This window comes from Actinophytocola sp. (genome assembly GCF_035942955.1).
Classification (GTDB): domain Bacteria; phylum Actinomycetota; class Actinomycetes; order Mycobacteriales; family Pseudonocardiaceae; genus DASYTH01.
Map to the genome: position 1 here is coordinate 1 of NZ_DASZCQ010000153.1, position 13,776 is coordinate 13,776.

17 protein-coding genes are annotated in these 13,776 nt (G+C 72.4%); 6 read left to right on the forward strand and 11 right to left on the reverse strand.

Features of this window, described 5'->3' with window-relative positions:
* Window positions 1-33 precede the first annotated feature (33 nt).
* From VGX25_RS15080 to VGX25_RS15095, 4 genes are read right to left on the reverse strand one after another with little or no spacing between them, the layout of a single operon-like run.
* Entirely contained in the window at window positions 34-588 is a 555-nt protein-coding gene (locus VGX25_RS15080) for a type 1 glutamine amidotransferase domain-containing protein (RefSeq protein WP_326918407.1), read from the reverse strand.
* Window positions 589-632: 44 nt separating this feature from the next.
* The gene (locus VGX25_RS15085) at window positions 633-824 is read right to left on the reverse strand and encodes a hypothetical protein (protein WP_326918408.1); all 192 of its coding nucleotides are present in this window, start codon (window positions 822-824) and stop codon (window positions 633-635) included.
* Window positions 821-1,294 (reverse strand): SRPBCC family protein, encoded by a 474-nt coding sequence (locus VGX25_RS15090; protein WP_326918409.1) that lies wholly within the window; start codon window positions 1,292-1,294, stop codon window positions 821-823. Before VGX25_RS15090 ends, VGX25_RS15085 begins: the two co-directional genes overlap by 4 nt.
* 59 nt (window positions 1,295-1,353) lie before the next feature.
* A complete protein-coding gene (locus VGX25_RS15095) occupies window positions 1,354-1,731 on the reverse strand; it encodes an STAS domain-containing protein (protein ID WP_326918410.1) in 378 nt (125 codons plus the stop codon).
* Between the two features lie 151 nt (window positions 1,732-1,882).
* Between VGX25_RS15095 and VGX25_RS15100 the strand changes: the two genes are divergently transcribed.
* Complete coding sequence (locus tag VGX25_RS15100; protein WP_326918411.1) at window positions 1,883-2,620, forward strand: GAF and ANTAR domain-containing protein; 738 nt, start codon at window positions 1,883-1,885, stop codon at window positions 2,618-2,620.
* 35 nt (window positions 2,621-2,655) lie between these two features.
* Here VGX25_RS15100 and VGX25_RS15105 read toward each other — a convergent pair whose 3' ends face one another.
* Together VGX25_RS15105 and VGX25_RS15110 are read right to left on the reverse strand one after the other, a co-directional pair.
* Window positions 2,656-3,030 carry a VOC family protein gene (locus VGX25_RS15105; RefSeq protein WP_326918412.1) on the reverse strand — a complete coding sequence of 125 codons (375 nt, stop codon included), beginning with the start codon at window positions 3,028-3,030 and terminating at the stop codon, window positions 2,656-2,658.
* 75 nt (window positions 3,031-3,105) lie between these two features.
* Window positions 3,106-3,807: a helix-turn-helix transcriptional regulator gene (locus VGX25_RS15110; protein ID WP_326918413.1), complete on the reverse strand. Its 702-nt coding sequence runs from the start codon at window positions 3,805-3,807 to the stop codon at window positions 3,106-3,108.
* A gap of 484 nt (window positions 3,808-4,291) precedes the next feature.
* Here VGX25_RS15110 and VGX25_RS15115 point away from each other — a divergent pair, with 484 nt between their 5' ends.
* Window positions 4,292-6,460, forward strand: coding sequence for an AfsR/SARP family transcriptional regulator (locus tag VGX25_RS15115; RefSeq protein WP_326918414.1), 2,169 nt, complete (start codon window positions 4,292-4,294; stop codon window positions 6,458-6,460).
* 352 nt (window positions 6,461-6,812) lie between these two features.
* On the opposite strand, the gene VGX25_RS15120 is transcribed toward VGX25_RS15115, so the two are convergent.
* Window positions 6,813-7,679, reverse strand: a complete 867-nt coding sequence (locus tag VGX25_RS15120; RefSeq protein ID WP_326918415.1) for an SGNH/GDSL hydrolase family protein — start codon at window positions 7,677-7,679, stop codon at window positions 6,813-6,815.
* 82 nt (window positions 7,680-7,761) lie between these two features.
* Entirely contained in the window at window positions 7,762-8,202 is a 441-nt protein-coding gene (locus VGX25_RS15125) for a hypothetical protein (protein ID WP_326918416.1), read from the reverse strand.
* Window positions 8,203-8,357: 155 nt separating this feature from the next.
* Between VGX25_RS15125 and VGX25_RS15130 the strand changes: the two genes are divergently transcribed.
* From VGX25_RS15130 to VGX25_RS15145, 4 genes are read left to right on the forward strand one after another with little or no spacing between them, the layout of a single operon-like run.
* A complete protein-coding gene (locus tag VGX25_RS15130) occupies window positions 8,358-8,756 on the forward strand; it encodes a hypothetical protein (RefSeq protein WP_326918417.1) in 399 nt (132 codons plus the stop codon).
* Complete coding sequence (locus VGX25_RS15135; RefSeq protein WP_326918418.1) at window positions 8,753-9,640, forward strand: PPE domain-containing protein; 888 nt, start codon at window positions 8,753-8,755, stop codon at window positions 9,638-9,640. The genes VGX25_RS15130 and VGX25_RS15135 overlap by 4 nt, the downstream gene beginning before the upstream one ends.
* Before the next feature lie 22 nt (window positions 9,641-9,662).
* On the forward strand, window positions 9,663-10,466 hold the full coding sequence (locus VGX25_RS15140; RefSeq protein WP_326918419.1) for an ESX secretion-associated protein EspG: 804 nt from the start codon (window positions 9,663-9,665) through the stop codon (window positions 10,464-10,466).
* Between the two features lie 42 nt (window positions 10,467-10,508).
* Entirely contained in the window at window positions 10,509-11,171 is a 663-nt protein-coding gene (locus tag VGX25_RS15145; protein ID WP_326918420.1) for a DUF3159 domain-containing protein, read from the forward strand.
* Window positions 11,172-11,292: 121 nt separating this feature from the next.
* On the opposite strand, the gene VGX25_RS15150 is transcribed toward VGX25_RS15145, so the two are convergent.
* The 3 genes from VGX25_RS15150 to VGX25_RS15160 are packed head-to-tail and all read right to left on the reverse strand — an operon-like array spanning window position 11,293 to window position 13,738.
* Window positions 11,293-12,231: an N-acetylglucosamine kinase gene (locus VGX25_RS15150; RefSeq protein ID WP_326918421.1), complete on the reverse strand. Its 939-nt coding sequence runs from the start codon at window positions 12,229-12,231 to the stop codon at window positions 11,293-11,295.
* Window positions 12,228-12,671, reverse strand: coding sequence for a helix-turn-helix domain-containing protein (locus VGX25_RS15155; protein WP_326918422.1), 444 nt, complete (start codon window positions 12,669-12,671; stop codon window positions 12,228-12,230). The genes VGX25_RS15150 and VGX25_RS15155 overlap by 4 nt, the downstream gene beginning before the upstream one ends.
* 26 nt (window positions 12,672-12,697) lie before the next feature.
* A complete protein-coding gene (locus tag VGX25_RS15160; protein ID WP_326918423.1) occupies window positions 12,698-13,738 on the reverse strand; it encodes an SIS domain-containing protein in 1,041 nt (346 codons plus the stop codon).
* Window positions 13,739-13,776: the final 38 nt, after the last annotated feature.

The window sequence follows — 13,776 nt, forward strand, 5'->3', positions numbered from 1 at the left end:
GATCGGGCGCGAAGACCGCGCTCGTGTGTCGGGTCAGCGGGCGTGCTTACCCTCGGCTATCTCCTCGATCGTCTTGGCGCAGAACGCATCCAGATCCTTCGGCATCCGGCTGGAGACCAGACCCTTGTCGGTGACGACCTCCTGGTCCACCCACTCCGCGCCGGCGTTACGCAGGTCGGTGCGCAGGCTCGGCCACGAGGTCATCGTCATGCCGCGGACCACATCCGCCTCGGCGAGCACCCAACCTCCGTGGCAGATCACGGAAATCGGCTTGCCGGAGTCGAAGAAGTCCCGCACGAACCGGACCGCGCGCTCGTCGGCCCGCACGAAGTCACCGTTGGCCACCCCGCCGGGCAGGACCAGCGCGTCGTAGGAGTCCGGCCGGGCCTCATCGATGGACCGGTCGACCCGCTTGCGCTCGGCCTTGTCCAGGTGGTTGAACGCCTGGATCTCACCGGACTCGAGCGACACCAGCTCGGGTCGGCCGCCCGCGTCAATGATCGCCTGCCACGGCCGGTCGAGCTCGACCTGCTCCACTCCGTCGGTGGCCAGGAACGCCACCTTCTTGCCTTCGATGGTCGCCGGCATGAACCTCACTTCGCTTCCGTCGTAACGATGTGCTCCGATCGGAGCTACCCGCGATACTCCTCCTCGACCGGCACCACGTGGTGCTGGTCGACGACGTCGGCCTCGTTGGCGTCCTCGGGCAGCTCGTCGATCGGCTCGAGCTCCGGGTCGGTCGGCTGAGCCTCTTCCCGGCGCTGCTCGACCACGTCGGCCTCGGGTTGCTCGAGGCCGAACCCGGGATCCGATGGCTTGGTCACAGTTCGCCTCGCTGCGGCGGGCGGTCGACCTCACCGCGCCAGCCGCCGGTCTCCTGACCGCGGCGCTCGATGAAGTCCTTGAACCGCTGCAGATCACCCTTGATGCGGGTGCCGACCACGCCCAGCGCCGCGCCGGCCTTCTCGGTCAGCGTGTCCGGGTGGTACTCCATCTGCAGGTGCACCCGCGTGGTCTTGTCGTCGAGCCGGTGGAACGTCACGACACCGCCGTGCTCGGGTCCGTCAACCGCCCGCCAGGCGACGCGCTCGTCCGGATGCTGCTCGGTGATCTCGGCGTCGAACTCGCGCCGCACGCCACCGATGTTGATCTCCCAGTGCGTCCTCGTCGGCGAGAGCTGGCTGACCCGCTCGACACCCTCCATGAAGCTGGGGAACGTCTCGAACTGCGTCCACTGGTTGTAGGTCCGGCGTACCGGTGCCTCGACATCGATCGACTTCTCGATCGTGGTCACGGCAACTGCCTCCTTACGGTTGGTTGTCCGTAAGGAGGCCTACCCGCAACCGGGCGTGATCACACCTGCCGCAGCGCCGCCTCGACCGAGTCGAACACCTGGAACAGCGAGCGCAGGCCGGTGATCTCGAGTGGACGCAGGACGGTGCGGCTGCTGGCCACGAGCACCAGCCGCACGCCGTTCTTGGTCGCCGTGTCGTTCGCCGCGACCAGCTCGGACAGCCCCGCGGAGCCCAGGAAGCCGACCTGGGCGAAGTCGAGCACGACGGTGGAGTTGGGCCGCTCGAGATGCGGCCAGAGCCGGCCGTGCAGCACGCCGGCGGTGAGCAGATCGAGGTCGCCGGTCAGGCGGAGCACGGCGACATCGGGCGCCGCCTGCTCGACCTCTACCTGCATCCGCTCCTCTGGCTCCGCGGTCTGGCGAACCGGGTCATTCATGCACGCTCCTGGCGGTTGTGTCGCGTCGATGCGGACCACCTGTACAGCTAGGCGCACGCGGACGCACGGTATGGGTCCGGCTGGCTTCTCAACCGCGTGCCCAGCCTAGTGGCTGACGCCACGAACGTCACCGTTGGGGCATGCTGTGCGGGTGAACTCGGAGATGCTGACGCTGGCCGCCGAGCTGGCCGAGGTGATGCGCCTGGTCGACGACGACGACGTGGCCGCGGTCCTTGAGCGCTTCGTGCGCCGGGCCGTGCGCTCCATCCCCGGCTGCGACGACGCGGCCATCATCACCCATTCGAACGGCGGCCTGGAGATCGCGGCCAGCGCCACCGAGGTGCGGCCGAACCTGCTCGAGCCGGGCCCGGTGGTCGAGGCGCTGGCGTTCCGCGAGCCCCGGCGGCTCGACGACACGGCCACCGACCAGCGGTGGCCGGCGTTCAGCGCGCAGATCGCCACGGAGGGCTACCGCAGCTGCCTTGCGCTGCCGCTGGCCAGCCTCAGCGATCCGGCCGCGGTGCTCGCGCTGTACTCGTCGACCCCGGACCAGTTCGCCGAGGCCAGCTTCGATCTGGTGCTGCTGTTAGCCATGAACGCCGGTGTCGCGTTCGACAACGCCACGCTGTACCACGACAGCCGCAAGCTGATCGATCACCTGCGCAACGCCCTGCGCAGCCGCTCGCTCATCGGCAGCGCCCAGGGATTGTTGATGCACCGCAACGGTTTCGACACCGACAGTGCGTTCGCCGCACTGCGCACCGCTTCGCAGCACAACAACATCAAGCTGCGGGACGTCGCCGCCCGGCTCGTCACCGCGCACGAGCGCGGCGAGCTCGAGTCGGCCATCGTCCAGTTGGGACTTTCCGTCGAGGAGGTGTCGGACTGACGGTGGCCGGCCCGGCCGGCCACCGCCGTCCGCCGTCACCCGGCGGGTGGGGCGTACACCCCGAAGTGGTTGCCCGAGGGGTCGAGCAGATCCGCGAACACCAGACCCGTCGGCGTGGTCGTCGGCGGCACCAGCACCTTCCCGCCCAGCCGCTCCGCCTCGGCCACCGCGGCGCCGACGTCGGCGACCACGACCAGGAAGATCGCGTGGTTCGGCAGCTCCCCGCCGGTGTCGGCGATCCCGCCGGCCGGCTCCGCCGCGCCCGGGAACGTGATCAGGTCATACCTCCCCCCCGAGTTCGGATCGGGCGTGAACGTCCACCCGAACAGCTCGCCGTAGAACCGCCGCGCGCCCTCGGGATCGTCGGTGCCGACCTGGACCCAGCCGACCGTCCCATTGCTCCGTGCCATTCCTGCCTCCTTTTCCGTCGGTGCGGCAAGAATTCAGCGGCCCGGCGACAACGTCCTGTCGGTGTTTCGGTGTGTTCAGCCCAACGTCGTCGCCACCGTCACATGCTCGGGAATGTCGGGATCGGTCAGCACCCGCCGGTCCGGCGCCAGCTCCCCCGTCCCGGTCACCGCCACGATGCGATCGATCCGGAACGCCCGCATTCCCGCCCGCAACCGGCACCACCCGAACAGGTACCACCCGTGCCGGCTGGACAGGAACAGCGCCGGCTCCACCTCCCGCTCGGTCAGCGCCCCGGTCTTGTCCCGGTACGTCAACCGCAACACCCGCCGCGTCACCAGCGCCTCTTCGACAATCGCCGGCACCGGCGCCGCCCGCGTGTCCCCGGCCGGCACGATCGCCCGCACCCGCTCCGCAAGCTCCCGAGCCGCCGCCCCGTCCCGCGCCGGCATCGCCTGCACGATCTTCCGCAGGGCACTGCGCGCCGCCCGATCAAACGGCGACCCACCCGCCCGCCCCAACGCCACCGCGACGGCCACCGCCTCGGCCGGCGTAAAGTTCAACGGCGGCAACGTCATCGACCGGTCGATCGCATACCCGCCCCGCCGCCCCACATCCGCGTAGATCGGCACCCCCGCCTGCTGCAGCGCGTCGATATCGCGCTCGATCGTGCGCACACTCACCTCGTGCCGCTCCGCCAGCTGCCGCGCACTCCGCCGCCCCGGCGCCACCGCCCGCAGCTCCTCCACGATCGCGTACAACCGATCCGTCCGGTTCACGCCCGCACCGTAAGCCGCTCCACCGACGCTTCCCGCCCCCTCGGCGCCCGCACACCCCCCGAACCCACCTCCCCGGCCACCCCCGACTCCCATCTCCACCGCCGGCCCCAAGTGCCACCCCTCGCCCTCACCGGACCGGGGACCGCGGTCCCGGACGTGTCCCGCGCCCGGACAGGCCACAGGACGCGTTCGCGCAGGTGACTCAGACGCCCCGGCGCCGCCACGCCGGGCACCCGGCCGGCACCGGACTTGCCGGAGCCCTGCCGTGGGGCCGGCCGGGAGGGAAGCGCGGGAGTTCCGCGGACTGCCCGGCTGCCGTTGGGTGACCGGCCGCGGCGGGTTCACTCGCATGCGTTAGGCCATCTGGGCGACACGCGGTGACAAATTGGCCCCACTACATCAGGTGACAGCTCATTACCCTCTAGGTTGTCCTATCAACCGGACCCGGCGGTGGGAGGCTGGGTGAATCTGGGGGAGGGACTGCATGGATCGACCGGAGACGTCCGGCCAACCGCGTGTGCCGAGCCGTCTCCGGTTCCGGCTGCTCGGCCCGGTTCAGGTCGTGCTGGACGACCGGCCCGTGCCGCTCGGCGGGTCGGGGATGCGCGGGCTGCTGGCGATGTTGTTGCTGGAGCCCAACCAGGTCGTGCCGCTGGACCGGATCGTCGACACGTTGTGGGCGCACGAGCCGCCGGAGTCGGCGCGGACGATGGTGCAGGGGTACGTGTCGCGGCTGCGTCAGCGGCTGGTGACGGTGGATCCGACGGGGCAGGTGCGGATCGTGACCAACCCGCCCGGCTACCAGCTGCTGGTGGACGAGAACCTGATCGACGTCTCGGTGGCGCGCAAGCTGGTGGCCGAGGCGTGGGGGGCGCCGGCGGTGCGCAGGGCGGAGTTGCTGCGCACGGCGCAGGCGCTGTGGCGGGGGCCGGAGCTGGCCGACATCGGCGGGCGGGTGCCGGCGCCGGAGCTGGCGGAGCTGCGGCTGGCCGTGCTGGAGGGGCGGATCGAGGCCGATCTGGAGCTGGGCCGGCACAACGAGGTGATCGGCGAGCTCACCCAGCTGGTCGAGGAGCACCCGTTCCGGGAGCGGCTGGTCGGGCAGCTGCTCCTGGCGCTGTACCGGTCGGGCCGGCGCACCGCGGCGCTCGGCGCCTACCAGCGGTTCGCCCAGCTCGCGGCGAGCCATTCGGGCATCGAGCCGGGGCCGGAGCTGCGGGCGCTGCACGCCCGGGTGCTGCGCGACGACATCACGCTGCTGGATCCGCAGGCCGAGTCGATGCTGAGCCCGCGGATCGGGGTGGTCGTACCGGCCCAGCTGCCGACCGCGCCCGCGGGGTTCTGCGGCCGGGAGGCGGAGCTGGCCTGGCTGGACCGCTTCCGGTCCACTGTGGACGATCAGGCCACCGGCGTCGGGGTGATCGCCGGCCCGGCCGGGATCGGCAAGACCGCGCTGGTGGTGCGCTGGGCCAACCAGGTCGCCGACCGGTTCGGCGACGGGCAGTTGTTCGCCAGCATGCGCGGGTTCGATCCGCAGCATCCGCCGCTGGATCCGGCCGACGTGCTGGCCCAGTTCCTGCTGGCGCTGGGGGTCCGGGCCGACGACGTGCCGCTGGAGATCGACGACCGGGCGGCGCTGTACCGGTCGCTGCTGGCCGAGCGGCGGGTGCTCGTCGTGCTCGACGACGCCCGCGACTCCGAGCAGGTTCGCCCGCTGCTGCCGGGCGGCTCGTCGTCGTTGGTCCTGGTCACCAGCCGGGTCCGGCTGGACGGGCTGGTCGCCGGGTTCGGCGCGCGCCTGCTGGTGCTCGACACGCTCGCCGACGACGCCGCCGAGCGGTTGATCGAGCAGACCGCAGGGCCCACGATCCGCGACACCGATCCCACCCAGCGCAAGCGGCTCGCGGAGCTGTGCGGCCACCTTCCGCTGGCGCTGCGCATCGTCGGCGCCCGGCTGGCCGCCCGTCCACAGTGGTCGGTCGGTGACCTGGTGGAGGAGCTCACCGACGAGCGCACCCGGCTCGGCGCGCTTGACGTGGAGGGCCACGACACCAGCGTGCGCGCGGCGTTGGACGTGACCTACCGGGTGCTGCCGGCGACGCTTGCCAGGACTTTCCGGCTGGTCGGCGTCTTTCCCGGGCCATGGCTGGGCCCCTACTCGGTCGCCGCGCTGTGCGCGACCGACGTGGCCGAGGCCCGCAGGCGGCTGCGCGCGCTGGCCGCGTCCTTTGTGGTCACCGAGACCAGCAGCGACGTGTTCGTCATGCACGACCTGGTCCGCATCTATGCGCGCGAGCTGGCCGGGGCCGAGCTGTCCGATGCGGACCGGGCGACGGCGTTGCGCCGGCTGCTCCGTTACTATCTGGCAGCGGCCGACTACGCACGGATCCTGCTCAATCCCACCGCCGAGCGCGCGGGCACGCCGGACGGCATGGACGTCCAGCACCCGACGCTGGAGTCCGCCGAGGACGCGGCCGCGTGGCTGGAGCGTGAGTGGGCAAACCTGGTGGCCGTGGCCGAGGCCGGCGCCGAGGCCGGCGCGCACGACGATCTGGTGCGGCTGGCCAGGATCGTCAGCGAGTTCTCGTCCGGCTCACGTGGACTGATCGGCCCGCATCTGTGGCTGGCCGGGATCCACCTGTCGGAAATTTAGTGGAGAGTTAGTCGGAACGCGCTCGATGCTGGCAGGCTTCCCGCGGCGCTCACGGGTCAGAGCGCAGCGGGGCGGCGCTGCCAACGTGGGGGTGCGCTGCCCGGACGCACCGGCCGGCGTCTCGGGGGAGTGCGCCGGCCGGTCGTCTTTTCCGGCAGCGCAGCGACCACCGCACCCTAAGTCGTGCTCCGAAAGTCGCTGGAAGTGTCGCTGGGGTCGACCAATCTTTGGCGAGGGCGGCCGCCCCACGACGACCAGGGCAGGGCGAGGAACGAGCCCTGCCCGCAGGCGTCGGCAGCCGACCACCCACGACACGCAACCACCCACCCCGGCCCGCAACCCACCACGCAACTCAACCCGAGGCCGTTCGCCGAAGGCGACCGGCGGCCTTGCCCGAGCTAGAAAGCACAGCCTTGCCCGAGTTGTCAAACACGGTGCGCTCGTCGGGCGCGTACGGATCGCAGATCGGCTGCAGCGCAGGCCGTTTGGGCTGCAGGCCGTCGCCCATCGACTTGCCGTTGATCTGCCGGCGCACCCACGGCAGCAGGTGCGTCCTGGTCCAGACGAGGTCGGCCTGCCGGCCGCGCAGCCACGACATGGGGGTGGCCGGCGGCAGCGGCTCGCGCCAGTCCGCGGTGACCGGGAGGCCGAGCACCTCGGCGGTGCGCAGGGCGATTCGCCGGTGACCCTCGGTGGAGAAGTGCAGCCGGTCCTCGCTCCACGCCCGCCGGTCCCGCAGCACGTCCATGCCCCACAGGTCGACGAGCATCGCGCCGTGCCGCTCGGCGATGGCGCGCAGATGTCCGTTGTAGATGGCGACCTTGCCGCGCACCCGGCGAAGCAGCGGCTGCGGCTTGGGATCCGGACCGGAGAAGATCACCAGATCGCAGCCGGCGTCGACGATCTCGGCCACGGCGCGCTCGAACAGCTCGGCGATCTCGTCGACGTCGCTGCCCGGTGTGACGATGTCGTTACCCCCGCCGCACAGCGTCACCAGCGCCGGCTTCTCTTGCACGGCAAGGGGAACCTGCTCGTCGAGGATCTCCCGCATGTGCTTGCCGCGCAGCGCGATGTTGGCGTAGCGGAAATCGGGGACGTGGTCGGCGAGGTTTGCGGCCAGCCGGTCGGCCCAGCCGATGTAGCCGCCGTCGGGCGCCTGGTCGCTCAACCCCTCGGTAAAGCTGTCCCCGAGCGCTATCCAGCTGTCCCAACCCCGCACCGTGCCTCCCTCCAGGCAGCCGTCAACCCCGCCAGGTGTCAATGGTCAAGGATGCCGTTCGATTCCCGGCTTGCGCCACCGGTTACCGCGCCACGGTGACGAGCGCGGCGACGACCGTGGCCAGCGCGGGCAGGGGCGCGGCCGGCCCGTGCCGCCAGGTCAGCGACCCGCCTCGCACCCTGCTCGGCGGCAGCTCGATGAGCGCGCCATGACCGAGGTATGTCGCGCCGTGCCGGGTCAGCTGCCGCACCAGCGCGTGCGGCACGGTCGCGCTCGGCGCGACCGGGAAGCGCCAGCGGGCCGGCTCGCCGGGCACCTCGATCACGGCCTGCGGCTGCCCGTTGTGGCGCAGCGCCGCGACCATGCCGGGGCCGAGGTGCGCGGGTGCGTCCACCGCGTCGAGCTCCTCACCGGCCAGGGTCCACACGGCGTGCCCGAGGGCCGTGCACGGCCAGTCGAACGTCCGCCGGTACAGCGTGGCCGCCGTGGCACAGCTCGCCGGCTGTCGCTCCGTGTTGATCATGTCGGGGCGATCCTAGCCACGTAGGGTGCCGCGGCTGGTCCATTCGGGTGGATTTGGCGGTCCCGATGGTGGTTTCGGTCAACCGTCTGCCTGGGTGCACACCTCGTCGGTACGCTGCTGACTGTTAGCACCCGATCACGCAACGGGGAGCACCGGTGTACCTCGATCCATCCGAAGGCAGGGCCGGCGCCACGCTCAACACCGTGTCCGGCCTGTACGGCGCCGCCACCTCGGGCGCGCTGAAGGTCGACCCGACCACGGGGGAGACCACCCTCCGGTTCCTCAACCAGGTTCAGGACATGGTGGACGCGATGCTGCGGCGCAGCGACGAGGTCGGTGTCAAAACCCCGTTGGGTGGTGGTTTCGCCGAGGAGGTGGGTGCGTTCAACCAGCGCCTGGCGTCGGGCGGGCCGAGGTCGGCCAAGGAGGTGCTGACCACGTTCCGCCGCGAGCTGGAGGAGCTCAAGGCCGCGGTCGCGGCGAGCATGGCCGCCTACCGGAGCACCGAGGCCGGCAACGCGCGGACCGTCACGGCCGCGGGCGGCGCGCGGTGACCGGCGACGGCGCCCGGCCGGTGCCGACGCCGACGATGAACCCCCAGGCGCACAGCCACGAGGCGTTGAAGGCGATGACCGACGCCGCCCAGCCGTCCGGGGCGCAGGCCGTCGCCGACGGCTGGTCCGCAATGGCGGCCGGGTTCGACGAGGCGGTCAGCCTGTTCGACCGGGCGATGCGGGACTCGGAGGCCGGCTGGACGGGCGCCGCGGCCGACGCCATGCGCGCGCACCTGGCCCGGGTCGCCGCGTGGAGCAGGGCGATGGGCGCGCACTACCAGGCGGCCGGCACGGCGATCGGCACGCAGGCGGCGGCCGCGGAGTCGGCAAGGAGCGCGATGCCGCCGCCGGTGCCGTACGACCCGGCCGAGATGATCCGCCAGGCGCGGGAGAGCGGGAACATCGCGCAGCTGGCGATGCTGCCGTTCCAGTTGTACGCCCAGAAGCGCAAGCACGACGCCGCGCACGACGAGGCGGCCCGGGTCGTCGCCGAGCGGGACCGGACGCTCGCCCGCGCCGCGGCCGAGATCCCCCCGTTCGAGCCGCCGCCCAGGCTGTCCGACGGCGCCGCCAATGGCTCTCCGGCAACGGATTCCGCATCGGGGAACGGCGCAACGACCCCGAGCGGGGCCGCGCCGTCGCCCGGGTTCGGACCGGCCACCGCGCCGGGCACCTTCGTGGAGTTCGGCCCCGGTGGCAGCCCGCCGCTCGGCCTGGCCGCGCCGTTTCCCCGCGGGCCGGCGGGAACGGCAATGAGCGACGGCGCCGGCCCGACCGAGACGCACGCCGAGCGCAAGCGGCCGGAGTACCTGGTCGTGTCGGACACCGACGGCATGTTCGGTTCCGACGAGCTGACCTCGCCCCCGGTGATCGGCGAGGCATGACCGCGTTCCCGAAAGTGTCCACATGGGAGTGATCGGCGACCTTTCGCTTGCCGCGGTTGACATCCTGTGGGAGGACTTGAAGCTCGGCGGCATCCCGTTCCCGCTGGAGGTGCGCGCGCACGGGGACACCGCCGAGGAGCGCGGCCGGATCAGGGCGGCGGTGTACGCCCAGCTCGAGCGGCGCGGCCTGGCCTCGTCCGGCCGGCCGACCGCCGAGCTGGAGGACACGCTCACCCTGCTCGCCGCGCCGAAGATCAGCATCGATCTGGTCGCGCTGTGCGAGATGACCGACGAGACGCCGCTGCGCGCGGTCGTCGCCGCCCGCGGCAAGCGCGCGGTGCTCGCCGTCCAGCGCGAGCTGGCCATCAGCCTGTCCGAGGTGCGCGAGACCGCGATCGTCGGCTCGATCGTGGACCTGTTGCCGCCCAACCGATCCGGCCCTGGGCAGTCGGTGACGCTGCCCGCGTCGATGCTCGGCGCCCGGTCGGTCGTGTCGGTCGGCCGGCACCGGCGCGCCGACTCCGCCGGGCCCCTGCTGCACACCGCGACCAGAGAGAGCGACCTCGCCGGCGAGCTGCGGTTCGTCGACTCGGTGACCGAGCGGCCGACCTTCGCCGCCGGCAGCATCGGCATCGTCCTGCGCGACGAGCGCGGCAAGGTTCAACGACTGCCCGGCATCGGCTTCTTCGACACCGACCTCGGCCGCTACGCCACCAGCGTCATGCGCGGCGCCGACGGCGAGGACTGGACGACGCTGTCGCCGGCCGACAACGCCCGCCTCGCCCACCGGCTGGCGGAGACGCTGGTCACGGCCCTGCAATCGTAGTTAGGTCTACCTAACCAAACTCCGATGAGGCAGGCTGGGAAGGTGACCGAGCAGCCCACCCGACAGCGCGAGCCGGTGCCCGTCCCGGCGTCGCTGCGCGAGCTGCTCGGCGGACGGCGCGGCGCGCTGGACGCGAGCCTGCCGCCGGCCGCGTTCGTGGTCGGCTGGCTCGTCTCCGGGCAGTCGGTCGGCTGGGGCGCCGCCACGGCCCTCGCCGTTGGCGCGGTCGTCGCCGCCATCCGCCTGGTGCGCCGGCACCGGGTGACGGCGGTGGTGGCCAGCCTCACCGCGGTGGTGGCCGGCTCGCTGATCGCCCTCTACACCGGGCGCGCGCAGGACTTCTTCCTGCTCCAGCTGCTTTCCAACGTCGCAAGCGCGCTGGCCTGGGCGGTCAGCATCCTGATCAGGTGGCCGCTGCTGGGCGTGGTGGTCGGCACGCTGCTCGGCCAGAAGGCCCGCTGGCGGCGCGACCCGGACCTGCTGCGCGCCTACGGCCGGGCCAGCTGGGTCTGGGTGTTCGGCCAGTACACCCTGCGGGTGCTGGTGTTCGGCTTCCTGTGGTGGACCGGCTGGGTGGTCACCCTCGGCGTGGCCCGCATCGTTCTGTCCTGGCCCCTCGTCGCCGCCGTCCTCGCGGTCAGCGCCGTGGTGTTCCACCGCTCGCTGCCCGCCGACCACCCCGGCTTCCGCCACCCCCGCCCCTAACCCGCCGTGTTTGCGTCTGACGTCGCCGTGTTTGCCTCTGGCGTCGCTGTGTTGGCGTCGTGCGGGCCAACACACCGTCGTGAGCGGCCAACATGGCGACGTGAGGGGCCAACACGCGGGGTCAGGGGCGGGGCGCGTCCGGCCCGAGCACCTCCATCGCGGCCAGCCAGGCGGCCCCGGCGGCGCCGTCGGCGGCATCGAGCACCGGCCCGTCGGTGCGCTCCGTGAGCATCATCCGCAGCGAATCGCGGACCGGACCTCGTTGCCCCACAACGCTTCCGACCAGCACGATCGGCGTGCGCTCGCCTGGCGTACGGAGCTGCAACGCCTGCCAGGACAGCAGCTCGGCGGCCTCGATGACGATCTCCAGGGCGTCGTCGTCGTCCAACATGTGCGCGCTGACCAGCGGGGCGAACCGGGCCAGTCGGATCGGCGGCTCGGCGTTCGCCGCGGTGATCAGCTGCGCGTAGGTCGCCTCGCGCCCGGCCGGCCCCAGGGCCTCGGCGAGCACCGCCGCGGCCAGGGGGCCGATCTCCGCGCCCGACATCAGCGTCCGCAGCGTGGCGCGCACCGCCTCGCGACCGATCCAGTACGCCGACCCCTCGTCGCCGAGTAGCCAGCCGTACCCGCCCACCACACGATCCTTGCGGTGGTTGACAATCCGCACGGCGATCGAGCCGGTCCCGCCGACAAGCACCGTGCCGTCCGGCTCCGGCGTCGCCGACGCGAAAGCCACCTCCGCGTCGGACAGCGCCGTGACCGGGCAGCTCAGCCCGATGGACTCCAGCGCGGAGGTGAACTGGCGCGCGACGGCCGGGTCGGACAGCTTGCTCACCCCGGCGACGCCCAGCACGCAATGCCGTGCCAGCGCGGGATCCTGCGTGCCGAACGCCGCAACGACCGCCTCGGCGACCCGCTTGGCGGCCAGCTCCGGCGGGTGCGAGTTGGGGTTGGCGCCGCCCGACGTGCCCCGCCCGACCACCGCCCCGCCAAGGCTCAGCACCAGCGCCCTCGTCGTGGTGCCCCCGATGTCCACCCCGACGGCGAAGCCCTCGGTCACCGTGCGGCCTCGATCGTGACGTGGTCGCGGGTCAGCGCGCCGTGGCAGTGCGCGCAGTGCACCTCGGCGTGCGTCGGCCGGCCGCATTCGGTGTGCCGCAGGACGACCGGCGGGCCGAGGCCGTCGTCGAGCCACCGGTCACCCCAGCGCATGATCGCGGCGAGGGCCGGGAAGAAGTCCCGCCCCATGTCGCTGAGCAGGTACTCGTAGCGTGCGGGCCGGTCCTGGTAGCGCACCCGCTCCAGCAGCCCGGCGCCGACGAGCCGGTCCAGCCGCTCGGTCAGCGTGTTGCGGGCGATCCCCAGCGAGACCTGGAACCGGTCGAACCTCGTCACCCCGTAGAACGCCTCGCGCAGCACGAGCAGGGTCCACTGGTCGCCGAGCAGGTCCATGGTTCTTGCGATCGAGCACGGCCACCGGGCGAACGAGGTCCGTCTCATGGGGGGAGTGTAGGGGCGTTGACGGCTCAACGGGTCCTGGTCACCTTGGTCAGTCCGCGCGGCCGATCCGGGTCGCCGCCGCGGGCCAGCGCGAGGTCCAGCGCCAGCAGTTGCAGCGGCAGGATCTCCAGGATCGGCGCGACCTCCTCGGCCGTGCGCGGCACGTCGATCCGCAGCCCGGCATCCATGTCGGCGGAAGCGGAGCCCACCGCGACGACGTCCGCGCCGCGCGAGCGCACGGTCGACACCACCTCGCGCATGGCCTCGCCGCCCCGCCCGGCGCTGGTCACCGCGACCACCCCGGTCTCGGCGTCGATCGCGGCCACCGGGCCGTGCAGCAGGTCCGCGCCGCTGTACGCGCGGGCGGCCAGGTAGCTGGTCTCGGCCAGCTTCAACGCGGCCTCGGCGGCCGTGGCCGAGGAGTAGCCGCGGCCGGTGAACACCAGGCGGTCGGCGAACCGGTAGCGGTCGACGGCATCGCGCACCGGACCCGCGGCATCGGACAGCGTCCGCTCGGCCAGCTCGCCGATCCCGGCCACCGGCTCGCCGGCGCCGCCCCGCACCGCGTCCACCAACAGGTACAGCGCGATCAGGCTGGCGGTGTACGTCTTGGTCGCGGCGACGGCCAGCTCGGGGCCGGCGCCGATGTCGATCGACAGCTCGGCCGCGGCGCCCAGCGGGGAGTCCGGGGTGTTGGTGACCGCGACCGTGAGCGCGCCCCGGCGCCGGGCGGCCTGCGTGGCCTCCACCAGGTCGGGCGAGCCGCCGCTCTGGCTCACCGTCACGAACAGCACGTCGGCCAGGTCCGGCTCGGCGCCGTACAGCGTGGTGGTGGACGGCGAGGCCAGCCCGGCGGGCAGCGCGAGCAGCACCTCGATCAGGTACTTGGCATACAGCGCCGCATGATCACTCGTGCCGCGCGCGGCGAGCAGCGCGAACCGGGGGCCCCTTCGCTCGATCGCCGCGGCCACCTCGGCGATCTCCGACCGCCGCCGCAGCGCCGCGTCGAGGACCGCGGGCTGGGCGGCGATGTCGGAGCGCATCTGTGCACCCGGTTGAGTGGTCATGGGCGGCTCTCCTTGGCAAGAGGTCAGGTCTAGACCAA

Bases quoted from the DNA above. Each gene is read 5' to 3' on its own strand.
- VGX25_RS15125 (WP_326918416.1), bottom strand. From the start codon at position 8,202: ATGATCAACACGGAGCGACAGCCGGCGAGCTGTGCCACGGCGGCCACG.
- VGX25_RS15115 (WP_326918414.1), top strand. From the start codon at position 4,292: ATGGATCGACCGGAGACGTCCGGCCAACCGCGTGTGCCGAGCCGTCTC.
- VGX25_RS15140 (WP_326918419.1), top strand. From the start codon at position 9,663: ATGGGAGTGATCGGCGACCTTTCGCTTGCCGCGGTTGACATCCTGTGG.
- VGX25_RS15105 (WP_326918412.1), bottom strand. From the start codon at position 3,030: ATGGCACGGAGCAATGGGACGGTCGGCTGGGTCCAGGTCGGCACCGAC.
- VGX25_RS15080 (WP_326918407.1), bottom strand. From the start codon at position 588: ATGCCGGCGACCATCGAAGGCAAGAAGGTGGCGTTCCTGGCCACCGAC.
- VGX25_RS15095 (WP_326918410.1), bottom strand. From the start codon at position 1,731: ATGAATGACCCGGTTCGCCAGACCGCGGAGCCAGAGGAGCGGATGCAG.
- VGX25_RS15155 (WP_326918422.1), bottom strand. From the start codon at position 12,671: ATGAGACGGACCTCGTTCGCCCGGTGGCCGTGCTCGATCGCAAGAACC.
- VGX25_RS15160 (WP_326918423.1), bottom strand. From the start codon at position 13,738: ATGACCACTCAACCGGGTGCACAGATGCGCTCCGACATCGCCGCCCAG.